Below are 16678 nucleotides of genomic sequence, written 5' to 3'. Positions count from 1 at the left end.
GTAATTAGTGAGATTATTTGAACGACGTAGATTTGTCAGTAATTTGATGTGAGAGTAAATAACTACGAAAATCTTTTTCTGGTAACGGTTTACTGTATAAATAGCCTTGAAGTTGCTCGCATCTTAACCCAGATAAAAAGCTTAGCTGTTGATTCGTTTCAACGCCCTCCGCTACAACCTGTAAACCTAGGTTGTGAGCAATAGTAACAATAGTAGCCACCATATTACGACCTTGCTCTGAGCTTTCAATATCATCAATAAATGCCTTATCAATTTTTAATGTGTTAAGCGGAAATTTCTTCAAGTAAGCTAATGACGAGTAGCCAGTGCCAAAGTCATCTAACGATAAATGAATTCCCATCGCACGTATTTGAAGCATAGTCTCTATTGCAGCTTGCGGAGAATCCATAACAGTGCCTTCAGTGATCTCTAACTCAAGATATTTAGCAGGTAACCGACTTTCTTTTAGGATATCTGCGATCATACCAACCAGGTTTGGCTGGGTGAACTGTACAGCAGATAAGTTTACGGCGATTCGACCGTCAAACAACCCTGTATCAACCCATTTTTTGGTGGCATGACAAGCTTTTCTTAATACAATTTCACCAATATCGATTATTTGCCCTGTTTCTTCCGAAACGGGAATAAATACTACAGGGCTGATAATGCCTTTTGAGGGCGTTTCAAAACGCACCAAGGCCTCCATACCGGCCACTTTGCCTGTTGATATTTCAATTTTTGGTTGATAGAACACTGAAAAATAATCTTCTTTTAACCCATGACGAATTAAGTTTTCGATTTGTAAGCGTTTTACTGCTTTTTTATTCATTGAATCATTAAAAAACTGATAACGATTACCGCCTGCGTTTTTAGCATGATACATGGCAGTGTCAGCATTTTTTAACAGTTCGTGAGGGTTAGCGCCATCTTCTGGGTACAGAACTATACCAATACTTGAGAATAAGACGATCTCTTGATTCCTTAACTTTAAAGGCTCTGCAATTATTTTAAGAATTTTTTTAGCAATAGAGGTTATAGTGTGTATATCGTTAGTGTTTTCAACAATAATACTAAATTCATCCCCACCTAGACGGTAAACGGTGTCGTTGCTGCGTCCAACGCTGCGAATACGCTCTGCGACTTTACAAAGTAATATATCGCCGGCTTCATGCCCCATTGAGTCGTTAACTTTTTTAAAGTTATCAAGATCAAACACTAATAATGCATGAGGTATTTCAGATTTAACTAATCTCATTTGATTTGCTTGAAAGTAGGACCGGTTAGGTAAGCCAGTTAACGTATCAGAATTCGCAAGCTTTCTCAGTTCAGCTTCGGTTGCTTTACGCTTTGTTATATCTGAAAATACACCGACAAAATGAGATATATTACCGCTCTCATCACGAATTATATCAATGTTTAAATCAGTTAAGTAAACCTCACCATTCTCACGTTTACTCTCAATTTCTCCATGCCAACCACCTTTTTGTAGTAAATGTTTTTTGACATTTTGAGTAAAGTGCTCAGGATACTGGTTAAACTTCATGCTTTTGCCAATCATTTGGCGCTTAGTTTTATTTGTAATGCGCTGGAAAGACTTATTAATGTCGACAATATTAAATAAACGATCATAAATTATTACTGCATCTGAAATGTTCTCAATACACTTTGCAAAAAGCTTTAAGCGCTCATCGGCTTTTTTCATTTGGCTAATATCTTTTAAGGTGCCGGTCATTCTGGCAGGTTGGCCCTTATCGTCACGTTCAACTACTTTTCCTCTGTCTAACACCCAAACCCAATTGTTTTCTTTATTTCTAACACGGTAGGTGGCTTCAAAATGTTCAGTCTTCTCTTTAAAGTGTTCATCTAACGCTTCTCGAATTCTTGGCATATCGTTCTCATGAACATTCGTTTTATCACCGCCAACATTACGTTTGCCGTCTTGTGGAAATTCTAAAATTCCCCAAATATTAGAACGGTATATTTTTCCACTTTTAATATTCCAATCCCACATTTCATCGCCACTTCCCCAAAGTGACAACTTAAGGCGCTCTTCACTTTGCTTTATTTGTAAATGAGACAGTCGTTTGTGTCTTACCTGTTGAATTAAATAAGCAATCACTAATAAGCTCAATAGGCTATAAATAAGCAGTGCGCCGTTTGACAACCACCAAGGTGGAAGAATATCGATTGAAAGTGTTCTACTTTTGAAGTGTTGAGGGTTTAGCAAGTCGTATACTTGGAGCTCAAACGTATAATTACCAGCACTTAAATTAGTATAGGTTGCATAAGCTTTGTTTACGCTTGTCTCTATCCATTCGTCTTCTAAACCCTGTAAACGGTATCTGTAGGCAATATCTTGTTTCATTTCAGCATTAGGGGAGCTGAACTCTATAGTAATAGGAGAGTGAATATATTGTAAGGTTAATAAGGATAAACTATTAAGTTGCTTGGGTATGGTTAGTGATTTTTTTGTGCTTTGCTCTGAAGTTGAGATATTGTTTTTACTTACTTTAACTTCTCGATTTGCAATGAGTAATCGTGTTAGTACCGGCTTGCTGAATTGATGATTGCTGGGTTGTAAGTCAGCGGTATTAAAATACCTAAATCCCTTTAGGCCTCCAAAATACGCGATTCCATTCTTTGTTATAAGTGAGCTACCATTGAAATATTCATTGTTTTTTAAATCAAAAGGACTTTCAAACGTGCGAACTCTCTTCGTTTTAGTCGATAAGGTTGAAATACCTTTGTTGGTACTAAACCAAAAGTTATTTTTATTATCTACTTGAATATCAGCAATAAAATTATTACTAAGCCCATCTTTATTATTAAAAACGTAAGAGTCCCCTGTAGCTTTTTCAATTAATAACACGCCTTGGCTTTCAGAGCCGAGTAATAACCACCTGTCATTACTTTTTATTATGGTAGCTTTACTAGCAATAAAGTTACTTTGTGAAGTAAATGGTATCTTGCGTATTTCATTATTAGGGATATTATACTTATATATTGAGCCATCCTTAGACATCAACCAGAAATTGTTTTTATCATTGTTATCGCTTATATTTATATCAAAAGCTCTAATGTTCTTTAACTTTTGTTTAACATTAATTGTATGTGTTTCAATGTTATAACTGCTTAGTAATCCATTCGTGTTGATAAACCAAAGCTCTGTATTAAGTAAAAAAGATTTACGCCAAGGCTCTAATAATTGATTGCTTTTCCAGTTATTGTGTTTCTTTAACTGACCATCCTCAGTTAATGTGAAGAGTTCATCATTTTCGGTCAATATAAGGAGAGAACTTCCATTTGTTAAAAGTTTATATATAGGTGATTGTAAGGTAGTGTGTATTTTAAGTATATTTTGGTTTTTATCATCCAGCCTGTAAAGTTCATCATCGCTAGAAAATAATATAGTGTCATTATATTGAACGAATGAAGCCACAGCTCCATTCAATTGTGGATTTATTTGAGTACTATTTTTTAGTAAATTAGCGTTTGGGTCGAAGATGTTTACTCCATTTCTGGATCCTATCCAAACTTTATTAGATTTATCTGCTTTGATGCTGAAAATGTCATTATGGGAAATCGTAGTTGAAGCATTTTCTTGAGCGAAGTATTTACTTATCTTCCCACTAAGTAAATTTATGACCTTTACCCCATCATTTGTTGCTAACCAAACATGGGTATTCTTGATATTTTCAATGCTTTTAACAACTGTATGACCCTTGTTTTTTTGACCGTTGTTAAATGGATATTGTTCAACTATTTGATAGGTTTGGTTAATAACAAAAACACCATCACTAGTAGCAAGCCAATAATTATCGTCAATAACTTCTATTTCATGCAATGAGTCGGTGTTAACTTGCAAATCCCATTTGTTTTTTTCTTGTAAAGAAACGGCGTATGAAAAGTCCTCACTAACAATATAAATGCCATTTTCATATGTACCTAGCCAGTAATTCCCTTTTTTATCTTGAAATATAGTTTTGATTTCTTGAAGTTTGTCGGTGATGCCACGTACTTTTATTGCGGTAAATGTTTCAGTACCAGCGTTGTATTTATGTAATCCTAGTTCCGTTGCTACCCAGATAATTCCCTTATTGTCTTGATATACCTCCCACACTATATTGTCGGTTAAGCTTTCATCATTATTCTCATCGTGAGTAAAGTTATCAAAATTATCTAATTCATTATTGTATCTACTCAAGCCGTCATCAGTCCCAACCCAAAGTGTGCCTGAATTATCAATAAAAAGGTTACGGATGAAGTTATGGGCAACAGTATGGGGATCAAATGCGTCACTGCGGTAGTGAACAAATTCATTGCCGTCATAGCGATTGAGTCCATCACCCGTAGCAATCCAAATAAAGCCTTGTTTGTCTTGTATAATATCAATTGCGTAACTTTGCGAGAGGCCGTCGTAGGTATCTAAACTTTGGAAGCGAATCTCAGTATTGATATATGGCAGTGTAATTTCTTTTGCTGCAACTACACATGGCAGTAAAAGTATAAACATGAGTAAATGGGATTCTAAACGCATTTTTTTGAAACGGAATAACCAATGCCTGATTGAAAATCTATACACAAATATAACCTTGCTTGGATACGAAATAGGCGCAGATCACGTGGCCCTAACGCTCAAATTATTATTATTATTCGCACCATTACAAATGATGCCTACATTGAAGTCAAATTGTTATCGGCACTTTTAATATTTAGTTGAGCAATTAGTGGTAATTTCTATTAACTTTTCATGAAGAAGGTCAGTGCTTTTATCATTATTTATATCTAATGGCGCTTTGTTGCATAGTAATGATAGGTAATCTGGTGTGTTTTCTAGCAAAGAGATGTGAGTAATAATATAATTTTTTAAGTCATTGCGTGTTACACCTAGTAGTGTTTGAATTAATTGAGATTTTCTGGTGAAAGTGTAATCTTCGTTACAAATAGATGCCCAAAACCTTTGGCTTTTTATACGTAAGCTAGTATCTCTCTCCTGTAATTGAGTTGCTAAACCTCTGACTAGGTGCTGCCAATTATCTTCACTAAAGTCGTTAATTACTTGTATGCTTCTATTTATAAAGTTTTGTATGGCAGACTGCAGTTGCTCAGCGACGATATTTGGTGACTGAATATAAAAAGCTAAACCAGGGTATTTATTGATTGGTACGAAACTTACTCCAACTAAATAGCCAAATTGTTTTTCTGTACGCATTTCTTGAAAAAAGTCGGGTGCTAACAATTGACTAATTAGCATCGTTTTTGCTGTTATCTCAAGGCTTTTATTTGGCATTGGAAAGTAAATAACGCATGCATTGTCATGCTCTGGAAGTGTTAATGGTAACTGTAGATGTTTCTGCTTGGTAATATCAAGCACAGGTACTTTTACTTTGTTTATGTCGTTAAATTTATGTGTAAATGTTTTAATAATCGTTTCTTTTAGTGCTAACGCATGTTTTTTATGCCAATTCCCATGCATAAATATCTCAAATGCGACTTGATCAAATAGTGTTTGATAAAAAGTAGTAAATCTTTCAAAACTTATATCTGACAGGGCCTTTGCAAGCAGCTTACTGCTGGGGTTTGAGGGTTGCAATAAGCTACTTAAAATAGCAAAAAGCTGTGAGATAGATTTGTTCTTATTACCATTATCCCAGTGTGAAAGTAATTGCAGTTTAAATAACTCGAATTGCTGCTTAGTGCATTTAAACGCTTGTAGTCGCGCCAGTATATGTTTTAACAGAGTTGGCTGTTTTTCACTTAATCCCGACAGCTGAACCGTTAAACCACCTTGGTTCGAGAAAAAACTATAATTAATACCAGCGAGCTCAGCATTATAAAACTGCTCAACAATATCATCGCTAAATAAATCTGCGAATAACCGTGTCATGGCAATATTTTCTATGCTCTCTAATACCTTTGGGTTATCAATATTAATGTATATATAACCTTTAGGTACTTTAAAAGTAACATCTTGTTTAAACCACAAAGATAAGCCACTTTCTTGACTGATCAGCTCAGGCAATAACATATTACTCTGTTCATTCTTAAGTACTTTTGGCTGGTAAACGATATATGGATTTTTCGTAGGTAAGTATAAGTTGTCATTGGGGGTAACGTTCTCCCACTGGTCAATTAAATCACTTTCGATTGAGGCTACTGAATAAGGCACTTGATACCACTGGCTCATACAATCTAAATTACGATATTCTCCAATTAATATCAGTCGCATATTGGTTGGCTTTAGAAAACTTTGTAGATACGATAAGCCGTTACGATCTAGTCCGTCCATTGCATAATCGCCGTATAATATGTCTTGATTATTATAATGCTGCATACTTATCGCAAGTTGGCACACCGAATCAATTGGCTTTGATTTCTCATGATATTGAAACGATATTTCGGCAAGCGACTTTTTTTCTTGGTAGTAATATTCAGGTATTTCTTCAGGGTTAATAAGTATAAGGTATTGAAATATGGCTGATACAATCAAATTGATATTGGCTTGACCATGTTCGGTTAGCCTAATATTAATATTAAAGTCTTTGAAGTTTGAGCCATGAATACCGGAGCCTGCAGTTAATGCAAACGCTAAATTTTGTTCTTTTAATAGTGATAAAATACTGCCTTTACCCTCGTGACCTAACAAATAAATTAAAGTAGCTTCGGGTTTGTTACGATAAAACTGGTGTATTTCAGGCATAGCAAAGCTAATGATAAGTTGCTGATCTTTTTTGACAGGTTGTACTTTGATAATTTTTTGCAAATGCTCTGCCAAATAAAGCGGATGCATAATTTCGGGCTGCTTTATTTTACCTGCAGTAATCTGGCTAAAATTGGTTATTGCTAAAGTTTTTAATTGCTCAAGTTCTTGAGGGCCTTCTAGTACCAAGGTCATAGCATTTGCTAAGTAGTATTTTTCAAAAAAGGCTTTTACTTCATCGTGAAGTTGGCTGTTTTCTCTGTCAGCTAGAGTTTCGCTATTACCGACAGAAAATTTAGCGAAGGGGTGTTTAGGGTTAACTGTCTCTTTATGAACATCGTACAAACGCCGAATTTCATCTTTAAGCTTGAGTTTAAACTCTGCGTCTATATTTTTACGTTCTTTTTGAACAAATTCTTGTGACAATAAAGGAGCTGTAAAAAATTGTCCGAATCTTTCAATAGCAATTTCAAAATGTTGATGATGAATATCAAAAAAGAAACAAGTATGTTCAGTGGCTGTCCACGCGTTATTACAGCCACCATATTGACTAATAAATTGTTGGTATTCACTTCCATCGGGATATTTTTCAGTTCCTAAAAAAAGCATATGCTCCAGAAAATGGGCAAGTCCTTGGCGATCAATGGGGTCATTGAAGTGACCAACATTAACAGCCAGCGCTGCCGCTGATTTAGCGGACTCTGTATTGTGAACAAGTAAAACCCTAAGCCCATTCGCTAAAGTTAACGACTGATATTGCTTATGATCATTAGGACTTATTTTCAAAAGAAAGTACCCACTAAAAATGATGAAATCATCATATTCGCCAAATAGTTATTGCTACAATTGTTGTAAACTACCTTAAGGCATAATAAGAGTCTAATATATTCTTATCTTAGGCTATAACAATTGTTCATTATCCTTTACTATAGCCGCAATTACTTAAGTTCACTCATATATACGAGTTTTTTATGCAGCTTTTTGTCATGCGTCATGGGCAAGCAACCCCTTTTAGTGAATCAGATGCTAACCGTAAATTAACCAAAAATGGTTTTGATGAAGTCGAAAAAATGGCAAGTTGGCTGAATTCAGCACATGGCGATATAGAGCGCATACTGGTTAGCCCATATGTAAGAGCACAGCAAACAGCTCAACAAATTATTAAACATCCTAAAATTTTTGCAAAACCTATTACCGTTGATTTTATTACCCCTGAAGGTAACGCTAAACAAGTACATGACTATATTGATGGTTTATTAACTAGCGCTACTATTGAGTCGATATTAATAGTTTCTCATATGCCATTAGTGAGTTATTTATTAGCCGAATTAACGTTAGAGTCTAATGCTCCTATATTTCAAACGGCTGCAATTGCTCATATTGATTACGATGTAACCTTAATGAAAGGGCGTTTGGTGAGCTTAATTAGCCCAAGTGATATATAAGCTCACAAAGTTAAGTATAGTTGATATAAAAGAGCGTTAATCCGTAAACACCTACAATGAAAGCTATAGTACGTCTGAAGGTGTTAATCACGAGTAAATTTATCATGGAGTTCAATTAGTACTAATAACGCCCCGTTGCCACCCCACTCAAGTGGCGCTTGATGAAAAGCAATAACATCTGGATGCTGCACTAACCAGTGCGGTACTTTGTTTTTTAATATTCGAGCCCCTAAACCATGAACAATACATACACACTGTGCATGCTCTTTTTGACAAGCAAATAACAATGCTGCGATCTCTTTTTTTGCTTGATATTGGTCAAGTCCATGTAAGTCTAAGATCAAGTCTGGAACGTAAGCTCCACGTCTTAAATTTTTAGCCTCGTAACTGTGCGCATCATCCCTAACATATTTTACCGGCCCGTTACTGGCCAAATTGGGTTCAAATTCATCTGAAAAATGAAAGCTAGCTACTTGTTTAGCTTGTTTTTGTTGCCCTAAAGACGATTTCTGCTTGATGGTTCTTTTCGACGGGTGTATTGTGTCCTGCACCAAAGGTTTTACCTTACCTATGGCCTCTTTAAACAGCTGTTTTTCTTGAGTTGATAACGCATCTTTAAATTTCATTAGTGAAGTCTAAAAATATCTACCGTGAATAACAAGTAAAATGGTCTTTTAATCAAATTTATTTAGGGGATAAAGTGTCTCATTTTAATGCTAATGATGTTTCAACTCAGCTTCATACGATCGGTGACTTTATTCGATTTGCTACCAGTACCTTTAATCAAGCAGACTTATACTTTGGTCACGGACAAGATAATGCATGGGATGAAGCAATAACATTAGTGACATTTTCTTTGAATTTACCAAGTGAGCTAACCGAGCATGTTATGCAGTGCCAGATATTAACTCATGAAAAAGAGCAAATACTGGCCTTAATTTCTCGTAGGGTTGATGAAGAAATACCTGCAGCATATTTAATTAATCAGGCTCATTTTGCAGGTCTCCCATTTTATGTTGATGAACGTGTGCTCGTGCCGCGCTCTCCAATTGCAGAACTGATTGAGCAACGGTTTAATAGTATTATTGATGAGCATCAACCCATTAATAAAATATTAGACTTATGTACCGGTAGTGGTTGTATTGCTATAGCTTGTGCTACTTTCTTTCCTGAGGCTGACGTCGATGCAGCAGACTTATCTATTGACGCATTAAATGTTGCACAAATAAATATTGAAAATCATGGTTTAACTGAACAAGTTATTCCAATTCAATCTGATGTCTTTTCTGGGCTTGAAGGGCAAAAATATGATTTAATTGTTACCAATCCCCCTTACGTTGATAGTGAAGACGTTGACTCCCTGCCTGCAGAGTTTCAACATGAACCTGAAATGGGCTTGGGCTGTGGTGAAGATGGTTTAGACATCGTAAGAAAGATACTAGCGCAAAGCGCAACATACTTAGCTAACGATGGCTGGTTAGTATGTGAAGTTGGCAACTCGCAGGTACATGTGGAAGCTTTATATCCAGAAGTTGATTTTCGGTGGATTACTTTTGAACGTGGCGGCCATGGTGTATTTGCGCTTTCGAAAGCGCAACTAGAACAAAATACAAAAATTTTTAACGAACGAATGAAAGGGTAATCATGTCAGGAAACACTTTTGGTAAGTTATTTACAGTAACCACTTTTGGAGAAAGTCATGGGCTTGGTTTAGGCGCAATCATAGATGGTTGCCCGCCGGGTATTTCACTTTCAGAAGAGGATCTTCAAGTTGACTTAGATCGTCGACGCCCTGGCACATCTCGCTATACAACAGCCCGTCGTGAACCCGACCAAGTTAAAATTCTATCAGGTGTGTTTGAAGGTAAAACTACAGGCACGCCGATAGGGTTAATGATCGAAAATACCGATCAGCGTTCAAAGGACTATGGCAATATTGCACAGTCTTTTCGTCCAGGACATGCTGATTACACGTATTGGCAGAAATATGGCATTCGTGATTACCGCGGTGGTGGGCGTTCATCTGCTCGTGAAACAGCAATGCGTGTAGCTGCGGGCGCTGTTGCTAAAAAATATTTAAAACAAAAGTTTAATATTGAAATTAAAGGTTGTGTTACGCAAATAGGTAACGTGGTTGCCGAAACTATTGATTGGCAACAAGTCGAACAAAATGCTTTTTTCTTTCCTGACGTTAATAAACTCGAAGCATTAGACGAGTTGTTAAGAAGCATTATTAAAGAAAAAGACTCAATTGGCGCAAAAATTATGGTTGTTGCTGAAAATGTGCCTGTTGGTCTTGGTGAACCTATTTTTGATCGTTTAGATGCAGATATTGCTCATGCATTAATGGGAATTAATGCGGTTAAAGGTGTAGAAATTGGCGATGGATTTGCGGTTGTTGATCAAAAAGGCTCTGAGCATCGTGATGAATTAACGCCAAGTGGCTTTGAAACAAATCACTCAGGTGGCGTTTTAGGTGGTATATCTTCAGGTCAAAATATCATTGCTTATGCTGCTTTAAAACCAACATCGAGTATTGGTGTTAGCGGAAAAACTGTCGATATTACGGGGCAAGCCACAGATATTATTACTAAAGGTAGACACGATCCATGTGTTGGTATTAGAGCAGTACCAATAGCAGAGGCTATGGTAGCCTTAACATTAGTTGATCACTATTTACGCCATAGAGCTCAAAATGCTGATGTAGAGTGTATAACGCCAGATATTTGCCGCTAATAACTTTGAACAGACTGGGCCGATGAGTTCGCCTTTATTTGTTCGATTATCATCTAGCTACTTTTGGTATTTTAGTATTCTTGGCTTGGTGGTACCTTTTTTACCTGTTTTTCTTGATGGTAATGGCTTTTCTTCAATAGAAATTGGAGAAATCCTAGCTATTTTTACTGCGACTAAAATCATTGGTCCATCGCTGTGGGCTATTATTGCAGACAAAAGTGGCAAGCAATTAGCCGTTATTCGTTTAGGAGCTTTGCTAACCTGTATATGTTTCGCGATGCTATTTTTTGTCGAAACTTATTGGCCTATGACATTTGCTCTTGCCATGTTTAGCTTGTTTTGGACCGCAATTCTTCCTCAGTTAGAAGTATTAACACTAACATCAATTAAACGTAGTCCAAAAATTTACGCTCGTGTTCGTTTATGGGGAAGTATTGGTTTTATTGTACTAGCGATTATTAGTGGAGAGTTACTTGATACTTTTGGTAGTGAAACATTCACTATTATCGGATTTATTATTCTCATTTGTCTTTACTTATCAACACTTTTTGTAAAACAACCTAGGTTAGGTGCTTCAAGCCAAGTTAAAACGAGCCGTATTATTGATAAGCTTTTAACTAAAGGCTTTATCATGTTTTTTATTGCAGGTTTGCTGCTACAAGCAAGCTTCGGCCCATATAATAGTTTTTTTGCTTTATATTTAAGAGACTTAGAGTACCCTGCATTTGCTGCTGGATTGTATATCTCTATTGGGGTTATAGCAGAAATAGGTATTTTCATTATTGCAGGGCGTTTATATCAGTTATTTGGCGCTATTTGGCTGATCAGCATTAGTATGTTTATTTCAGCAATTCGTTGGTATTTAACAGGCTCATTTGCTGGGAGTGCATGGATACTTCTCATTGTTCAGCTAATGCATGCTGCCAGCTTTGGACTATATCACAGTGCGTCGATTCAGTATTTGCAACAACACTTTGCCGCTAATCAGCAAAACCGTGGGCAAGCGATATATATTGGCGGTGTTTATGGTGTTGGTGGAGCATTAGGTGCTTATATTGCAGGCGTGCTTTGGCAAGGTGGTATTGGCGCAACACAAGCATTTAACTATGCGGCAATAGTGGCGTTAATTGGTGCAATAGTGACATTGTTAATGAAGGAGAAGCACACACTAGAGGTGTTTAAATAGCTTATAATGTGAAATTTTTTTCAAAGTTTGGAAAAAGCGAACGAGATAGTTTGGGAGATAACTGTCTCCCAAACTATTATTTATACCAATCTCACTAACTATGTGAACATTTCTACTGGCTAAAACAGTCAACTACTGCGTTATTTATTTTATAATTATCGCTACAAGAATGTAGCTTATGTGGGCAATGCTGGAGCATAATTGCCCTGAACAACTAGTTATGAAAATAAACGCCTTGTATTTGACGGTTTTCATTGCGTAGAAAGTAGATCACTTAATTAATGAAACTGGTATTAATTTAAAAGCGAGCCGTTAAACCAAGTAGAAACCCATCATCGCTATTCTCTAAAGAAACATACTCTACACGAGCTGAAATAGATGACGTAAAAAAGTGCTGAGCACGCACTGAGCCGTGAACGCCTTCTTCAGTTGATAAGCTTAAGCCTACACTTGATTGAGGTGTCCAAAAGTAGTCAGCTGAAGCTGTAAAGTCGTTATCTAAATTAAGGTAAGATGCTTCTAGGTTAATAAATGTCCCGTTACTTAATGTAGCAATGTATTTAGTATTTAACGCTAAAGAGTCTGAAAACTCTTCATCAGCACCAGATATAGATATCATCCAATTAGTATCAATAAAGTAACCAATTTCACCAACTACTCCAGTGTCACTGCCACTGCCATCAATGTCGATATAAGATACATCTAAACCAACAAAAAGGTCATTTTGGTAATAATCACCACTTAATACTACTTGAGAGGCATCACCATCAAAGTCAGCATAAGATAGGCTAACACTTGTGTTTCGGCCCATAAATGCAGCTTCTGACCATGCTGTATTATTTGTAGTAACGTTGTTAAGGTAATATGTGCCTTCAAGTTTTATGCTGTCAAAACTATCAACAGTTAAATAATCAAGATCAACTTGAGTATTGTAGTCGTTAGCTAATACAGCCGAAGAAATTAAAGATAAACCGAAGAATACTGCACGTGTTTTCATTATATAAATCCTTTATATGTTAGGTATATTCCCATGGGAAAAGTACGGAGAGAATGGATATTACATACCCGCTAAATAGTTATACCAATCTCACTTAATTAATGAATCAGGTATTATTGCGAAGGTGTATTTAGCGCCGAATATCCATTTCGCGCGCACTATACTTTTCTAGAATAAAGAAAACAAGCTTTTTGATAAGATTTTTTAGTTCGTTGTATTATTTAACTTCTTCACCTGCGGCTTGTTTATCTGCGTGATAACTTGAACGAACTAGTGGTCCGCATGCCGCATGTTCAAACCCCATTTTCATTGCTTCTTTTTGAAACATATCAAAGTCATCAGGGTGAACATATCGCTCAACTGGTAAATGATGTTTACTTGGCTGTAAATATTGACCAATGGTTAACATAGTCACGCCATGAGCACGTAAATCTCGCATGACGGCTAATATCTCATCGTTGGTCTCACCTAAGCCAACCATTAAGCCGGATTTAGTTGGAACGCTAGGGTTAGCCTCGCCAAATTTTTTCAGTAAGTCTAATGACCACTGATAGTTAGCACCGGGACGTGCTTTGGTATACAAGCGTGGTGCAGTTTCTAAATTGTGATTAAATACGTGTGGTGGGTGCTGATTTAATATTTCTAGCGCACGGTCCATACGGCCACGAAAATCGGGCACAAGTATTTCTACTTTTGTATTAGGTGCATGAATGTCAATTTCTTTAATACACTCTGCAAATTGTTGTGCGCCGCCATCGCGTAAGTCGTCACGATCAACTGAGGTAATTACCACGTATTTAAGCGCCATATCTTTAAGAGTTAAAGCGAGTTTTCTCGGTTCTTCAGTTTCGACAGGTAGCGGTCGCCCGTGTCCAACATCGCAAAATGGACAACGACGGGTACAAATAGCGCCTAAAATCATAAAAGTTGCAGTGCCGTGATTAAAACATTCAGATAAATTAGGGCATGATGCTTCTTCGCAAACAGAATGTAGGTCGTGTTTACGTAGTGATGCTTTTATTTGATCGATACGCTCTGATGATCTGGGTAGCTTAATTCTTAGCCATTCAGGCTTACGCAGCATAGTTTCTCGTTCAGAAGGCACTACTTTAATTGGAATATGCGCCATTTTTTCAGCGTCACGTAATTTTGTGCCCGGAGCAATACGAGATGATTTAGTGGTCATAACTTTGATCCAATCCTGTTTTATATTTAATGTTTTGTGCATTTAATAATGCAACTAAATGCTTAACTAAAGATTCATTGGCACTTTCTATAGTATCAGGGCCACCTAAATCACATGTTTGTACCATTTCTAGACCAGCATAACCACAAGGATTAATTCGTAAAAACGGAGCTAAGTCCATGTTTACATTTAATGCCAATCCATGAAATGAACAGCCTTTTCTTACCCTAAGACCTAACGATGCTACTTTTTTGTTTTCAACGTATACACCCGGTGCGTCTGGTTTTGCATAAGCGGTGATAGCAAAGTCAGCTAACGAGCCTACTATTGCATTTTCAATAAGCGTTACAAGTTCTCTTACGCCAATTTTTCGACGACGTAAATTTATCATAAAATATATGACTAATTGTCCTGGTCCGTGGTAGGTAACTTGGCCGCCTCTATCTACTTTAACTACAGGTATATCCCCGGGCATTAATAAGTGTTCTTCTTTGCCAGCCTGGCCTTGTGTAAATACACTCGGGTGTTCAACTAGCCAGAGTTCGTCAACTTCATCTGTTCTTGCGTCAGTAAAACGCTGCATTGATCGCCAAACAGTAGTGTAATCTAACACGCCAAGCTGGCGAATAATTAACGAGTTTTTCAACATTGAGTCTCTAGTTGTACAGTAAATGTAATTATATCCGAATAAAAGCTAGCTTTATAGGTTTGTGAAAAAAGCACTGTTAGAGTACATAGCGCACTTCTTCTATTTTAGTTAATGTTTTGTAGATGGTTTCTATGTGATCTTTACTTGTGACAGTTACAGCGATTGACACCGAGTGATAATTGCCTTTTGAGCTTGGCTTTATCTTTGGGGAGTAATCACCCGGTGTATGCTTTTGTAATTCAGTAATAATTAGGTCAGGTAGCTCGTCACAGGCTACACCCATTACTTTAAAGTTTAATACCGTAGGGAACTCTAATAACTCATCAAATTTTGTATTCATTTTGCACCACAGATCTCGAAATAGCGAATAGGGTTATTTTATCACCTTTGTTAACAATGCAAAATGGGGATGATTGTTATTATTGCAACACTTTGTCTATATTATCTAAATAAAAAAACTCAGCGATTGCTGAGTTTTATAGTTTTACTAACTAATATAGTGCTAGCACATTGATCTTTATCAACTAACAAGAAAGTTCAGTTACAAAGGTAATGATTTAACACTGAGCTTTACAAATATTAAAAATTAAACTGTAGTTTTACATAGTCAACTAAACGACTAAAAATTCCGCCTTCTTTTACTTCCTGCAAAGTGACTAAAGGATAATTACCGATATCTTCGCCATCAAGTTGCAAGAAAACAGTACCAACAACTTCACCCTTACTTAATGGTGCAGTTAATTGGCGGGATAATTCAAAGTTAGCTTTTAAGTTTTTGCGGTTACCGCGTGGTATAGTAATAGGAGTACTTTCTAAAATACCTAAATCAACTTGCTTGATATCACCCATCCACACTCTATCGGTAACAAATTTTTCGCCTGCTTGATAAGGAGTGTAGGTTTCAAAGAACCTAAAGCCGTAATTTAATAGCTTTTTACTTTCAACGTTTCGAGCTCGTTCACTTTCAGTGCCCATAACTACGCTAATTAGGCGCATGTCGCCTTTAGTGGCAGAGGTAACTAAACTATAACCGGCTTGAGATGTATGGCCTGTTTTCAGACCATCTACATTCATACTTTTATCCCATAATAAACGGTTACGATTGTACTGAGGGATGTTGTTATATTTGAAAGACTTTTCTTTGTATAAAGCGTATTCAGCAGGTACATCTCGAATTAAAGCTGTTGCTAATGTTGCCATGTCACGTGGCGTTGTTTTGTGCTCCTTACTGTCAAGTCCATGACTATTTTCAAAGTAACTGCTATGCATTCCAAGCTGTTCGGCGTGTGCATTCATTAAGTCAGTAAATGCCCCTTCACTGCCAGCAATATGCTCAGCCATTGCTACACAAGCATCGTTGCCAGAAGAAATAATAATCCCTTTATTAAGTAAACTTACCTCTACTTCTTTGCCAACTTCTAAGAACATTAACGATGAACCTTTAAAAATAGGGTTTCCGGTGGCCCAGGCTTTTTCGCTGATTCTTACCTTGTCAGTTTCGCTGATATTACCGTTGAGTATTTCTTTTCCGATAATATAGCTAGTCATCATTTTAGTTAAACTTGCAGGTGCCAATAACATATCGGCATTTTCTTCAGCAATGACTTTCCCCGTTTCATAATCTATTAAAATATGACCTTTAGCTGAAATTTTAGGTGGGGGGGGAATAATCGTTGAAGCGAAAGAAATTGAGCAAAAAGTTAAGGTAAAAACGCCCACTAATGATATGAGTTTCTTTTGATGATTTTGGAATTTTTTGACCAATGTTGAGGGCATAGC

12 protein-coding genes are annotated in these 16678 nt (G+C 36.7%); 4 read left to right on the top strand and 8 right to left on the bottom strand.

The window, feature by feature from the left end; all coding sequences use genetic code 11:
• Positions 1 to 13: 13 nt before the first annotated feature.
• The gene (locus tag QUD79_RS12610; RefSeq protein ID WP_184421590.1) at positions 14 to 4513 is read right to left on the bottom strand and encodes an EAL domain-containing protein; all 4500 of its coding nucleotides are present in this window, start codon (positions 4511 to 4513) and stop codon (positions 14 to 16) included.
• A 192-nt stretch (positions 4514 to 4705) separates the two neighbouring features.
• Complete coding sequence (locus QUD79_RS12605; protein WP_184421593.1) at positions 4706 to 7486, bottom strand: insulinase family protein; 2781 nt, start codon at positions 7484 to 7486, stop codon at positions 4706 to 4708.
• 185 nt (positions 7487 to 7671) lie between these two features.
• On the opposite strand from QUD79_RS12605, the gene sixA reads away from it, so the two are divergent.
• A complete protein-coding gene (gene sixA / locus QUD79_RS12600) occupies positions 7672 to 8145 on the top strand; it encodes a phosphohistidine phosphatase SixA (RefSeq protein ID WP_184421596.1) in 474 nt (157 codons plus the stop codon).
• An 83-nt stretch (positions 8146 to 8228) separates the two neighbouring features.
• On the opposite strand, the gene smrB is transcribed toward sixA, so the two are convergent.
• Positions 8229 to 8771: an endonuclease SmrB gene (gene smrB, locus QUD79_RS12595; protein ID WP_184421599.1), complete on the bottom strand. Its 543-nt coding sequence runs from the start codon at positions 8769 to 8771 to the stop codon at positions 8229 to 8231.
• Between the two features lie 74 nt (positions 8772 to 8845).
• Between smrB and prmB the strand changes: the two genes are divergently transcribed.
• From prmB to QUD79_RS12580, 3 genes are read left to right on the top strand one after another with little or no spacing between them, the layout of a single operon-like run.
• Entirely contained in the window at positions 8846 to 9787 is a 942-nt protein-coding gene (prmB, locus tag QUD79_RS12590) for a 50S ribosomal protein L3 N(5)-glutamine methyltransferase (RefSeq protein ID WP_184421602.1), read from the top strand.
• Between the two features lie 2 nt (positions 9788 to 9789).
• The gene (aroC, locus tag QUD79_RS12585) at positions 9790 to 10881 is read left to right on the top strand and encodes a chorismate synthase (protein WP_184421621.1); all 1092 of its coding nucleotides are present in this window, start codon (positions 9790 to 9792) and stop codon (positions 10879 to 10881) included.
• 22 nt (positions 10882 to 10903) lie between these two features.
• Positions 10904 to 12067 carry an MFS transporter gene (locus tag QUD79_RS12580; RefSeq protein WP_184421624.1) on the top strand — a complete coding sequence of 388 codons (1164 nt, stop codon included), beginning with the start codon at positions 10904 to 10906 and terminating at the stop codon, positions 12065 to 12067.
• Positions 12068 to 12365: 298 nt separating this feature from the next.
• On the opposite strand, the gene QUD79_RS12575 is transcribed toward QUD79_RS12580, so the two are convergent.
• The 5 genes from QUD79_RS12575 to QUD79_RS12555 form a co-directional block, all read right to left on the bottom strand.
• A complete protein-coding gene (locus QUD79_RS12575) occupies positions 12366 to 13064 on the bottom strand; it encodes a putative porin (protein ID WP_184421627.1) in 699 nt (232 codons plus the stop codon).
• 217 nt (positions 13065 to 13281) lie between these two features.
• Positions 13282 to 14250: a lipoyl synthase gene (gene lipA, locus QUD79_RS12570; RefSeq protein ID WP_184421629.1), complete on the bottom strand. Its 969-nt coding sequence runs from the start codon at positions 14248 to 14250 to the stop codon at positions 13282 to 13284.
• Positions 14240 to 14899, bottom strand: a complete 660-nt coding sequence (lipB, locus tag QUD79_RS12565) for a lipoyl(octanoyl) transferase LipB (RefSeq protein WP_184421632.1) — start codon at positions 14897 to 14899, stop codon at positions 14240 to 14242. Before lipB ends, lipA begins: the two co-directional genes overlap by 11 nt.
• A 76-nt stretch (positions 14900 to 14975) precedes the next feature.
• Positions 14976 to 15239 carry a DUF493 family protein YbeD gene (gene ybeD, locus QUD79_RS12560; RefSeq protein WP_184421635.1) on the bottom strand — a complete coding sequence of 88 codons (264 nt, stop codon included), beginning with the start codon at positions 15237 to 15239 and terminating at the stop codon, positions 14976 to 14978.
• Between the two features lie 239 nt (positions 15240 to 15478).
• On the bottom strand, positions 15479 to 16675 hold the full coding sequence (locus tag QUD79_RS12555) for a serine hydrolase (RefSeq protein WP_184421638.1): 1197 nt from the start codon (positions 16673 to 16675) through the stop codon (positions 15479 to 15481).
• Positions 16676 to 16678 lie beyond the last annotated feature (3 nt).

The organism is Thalassotalea piscium (assembly GCF_030295935.1).
GTDB lineage: Bacteria > Pseudomonadota > Gammaproteobacteria > Enterobacterales > Alteromonadaceae > Thalassotalea_B > Thalassotalea_B piscium.
This window is presented reverse-complemented; position numbering and strand designations above follow the sequence as displayed.

Coding starts and splice junctions, on each gene's coding strand:
- QUD79_RS12555 (WP_184421638.1), bottom strand. CDS start 16,675: ATGCCCTCAACATTGGTCAAAAAATTCCAAAATCATCAAAAGAAACTC.
- QUD79_RS12575 (WP_184421627.1), bottom strand. CDS start 13,064: ATGAAAACACGTGCAGTATTCTTCGGTTTATCTTTAATTTCTTCGGCT.
- QUD79_RS12610 (WP_184421590.1), bottom strand. CDS start 4,513: ATGTTTATACTTTTACTGCCATGTGTAGTTGCAGCAAAAGAAATTACA.
- smrB (WP_184421599.1), bottom strand. CDS start 8,771: ATGAAATTTAAAGATGCGTTATCAACTCAAGAAAAACAGCTGTTTAAA.
- ybeD (WP_184421635.1), bottom strand. CDS start 15,239: ATGAATACAAAATTTGATGAGTTATTAGAGTTCCCTACGGTATTAAAC.
- aroC (WP_184421621.1), top strand. CDS start 9,790: ATGTCAGGAAACACTTTTGGTAAGTTATTTACAGTAACCACTTTTGGA.
- QUD79_RS12580 (WP_184421624.1), top strand. CDS start 10,904: ATGAGTTCGCCTTTATTTGTTCGATTATCATCTAGCTACTTTTGGTAT.
- sixA (WP_184421596.1), top strand. CDS start 7,672: ATGCAGCTTTTTGTCATGCGTCATGGGCAAGCAACCCCTTTTAGTGAA.
- lipA (WP_184421629.1), bottom strand. CDS start 14,250: ATGACCACTAAATCATCTCGTATTGCTCCGGGCACAAAATTACGTGAC.
- lipB (WP_184421632.1), bottom strand. CDS start 14,899: ATGTTGAAAAACTCGTTAATTATTCGCCAGCTTGGCGTGTTAGATTAC.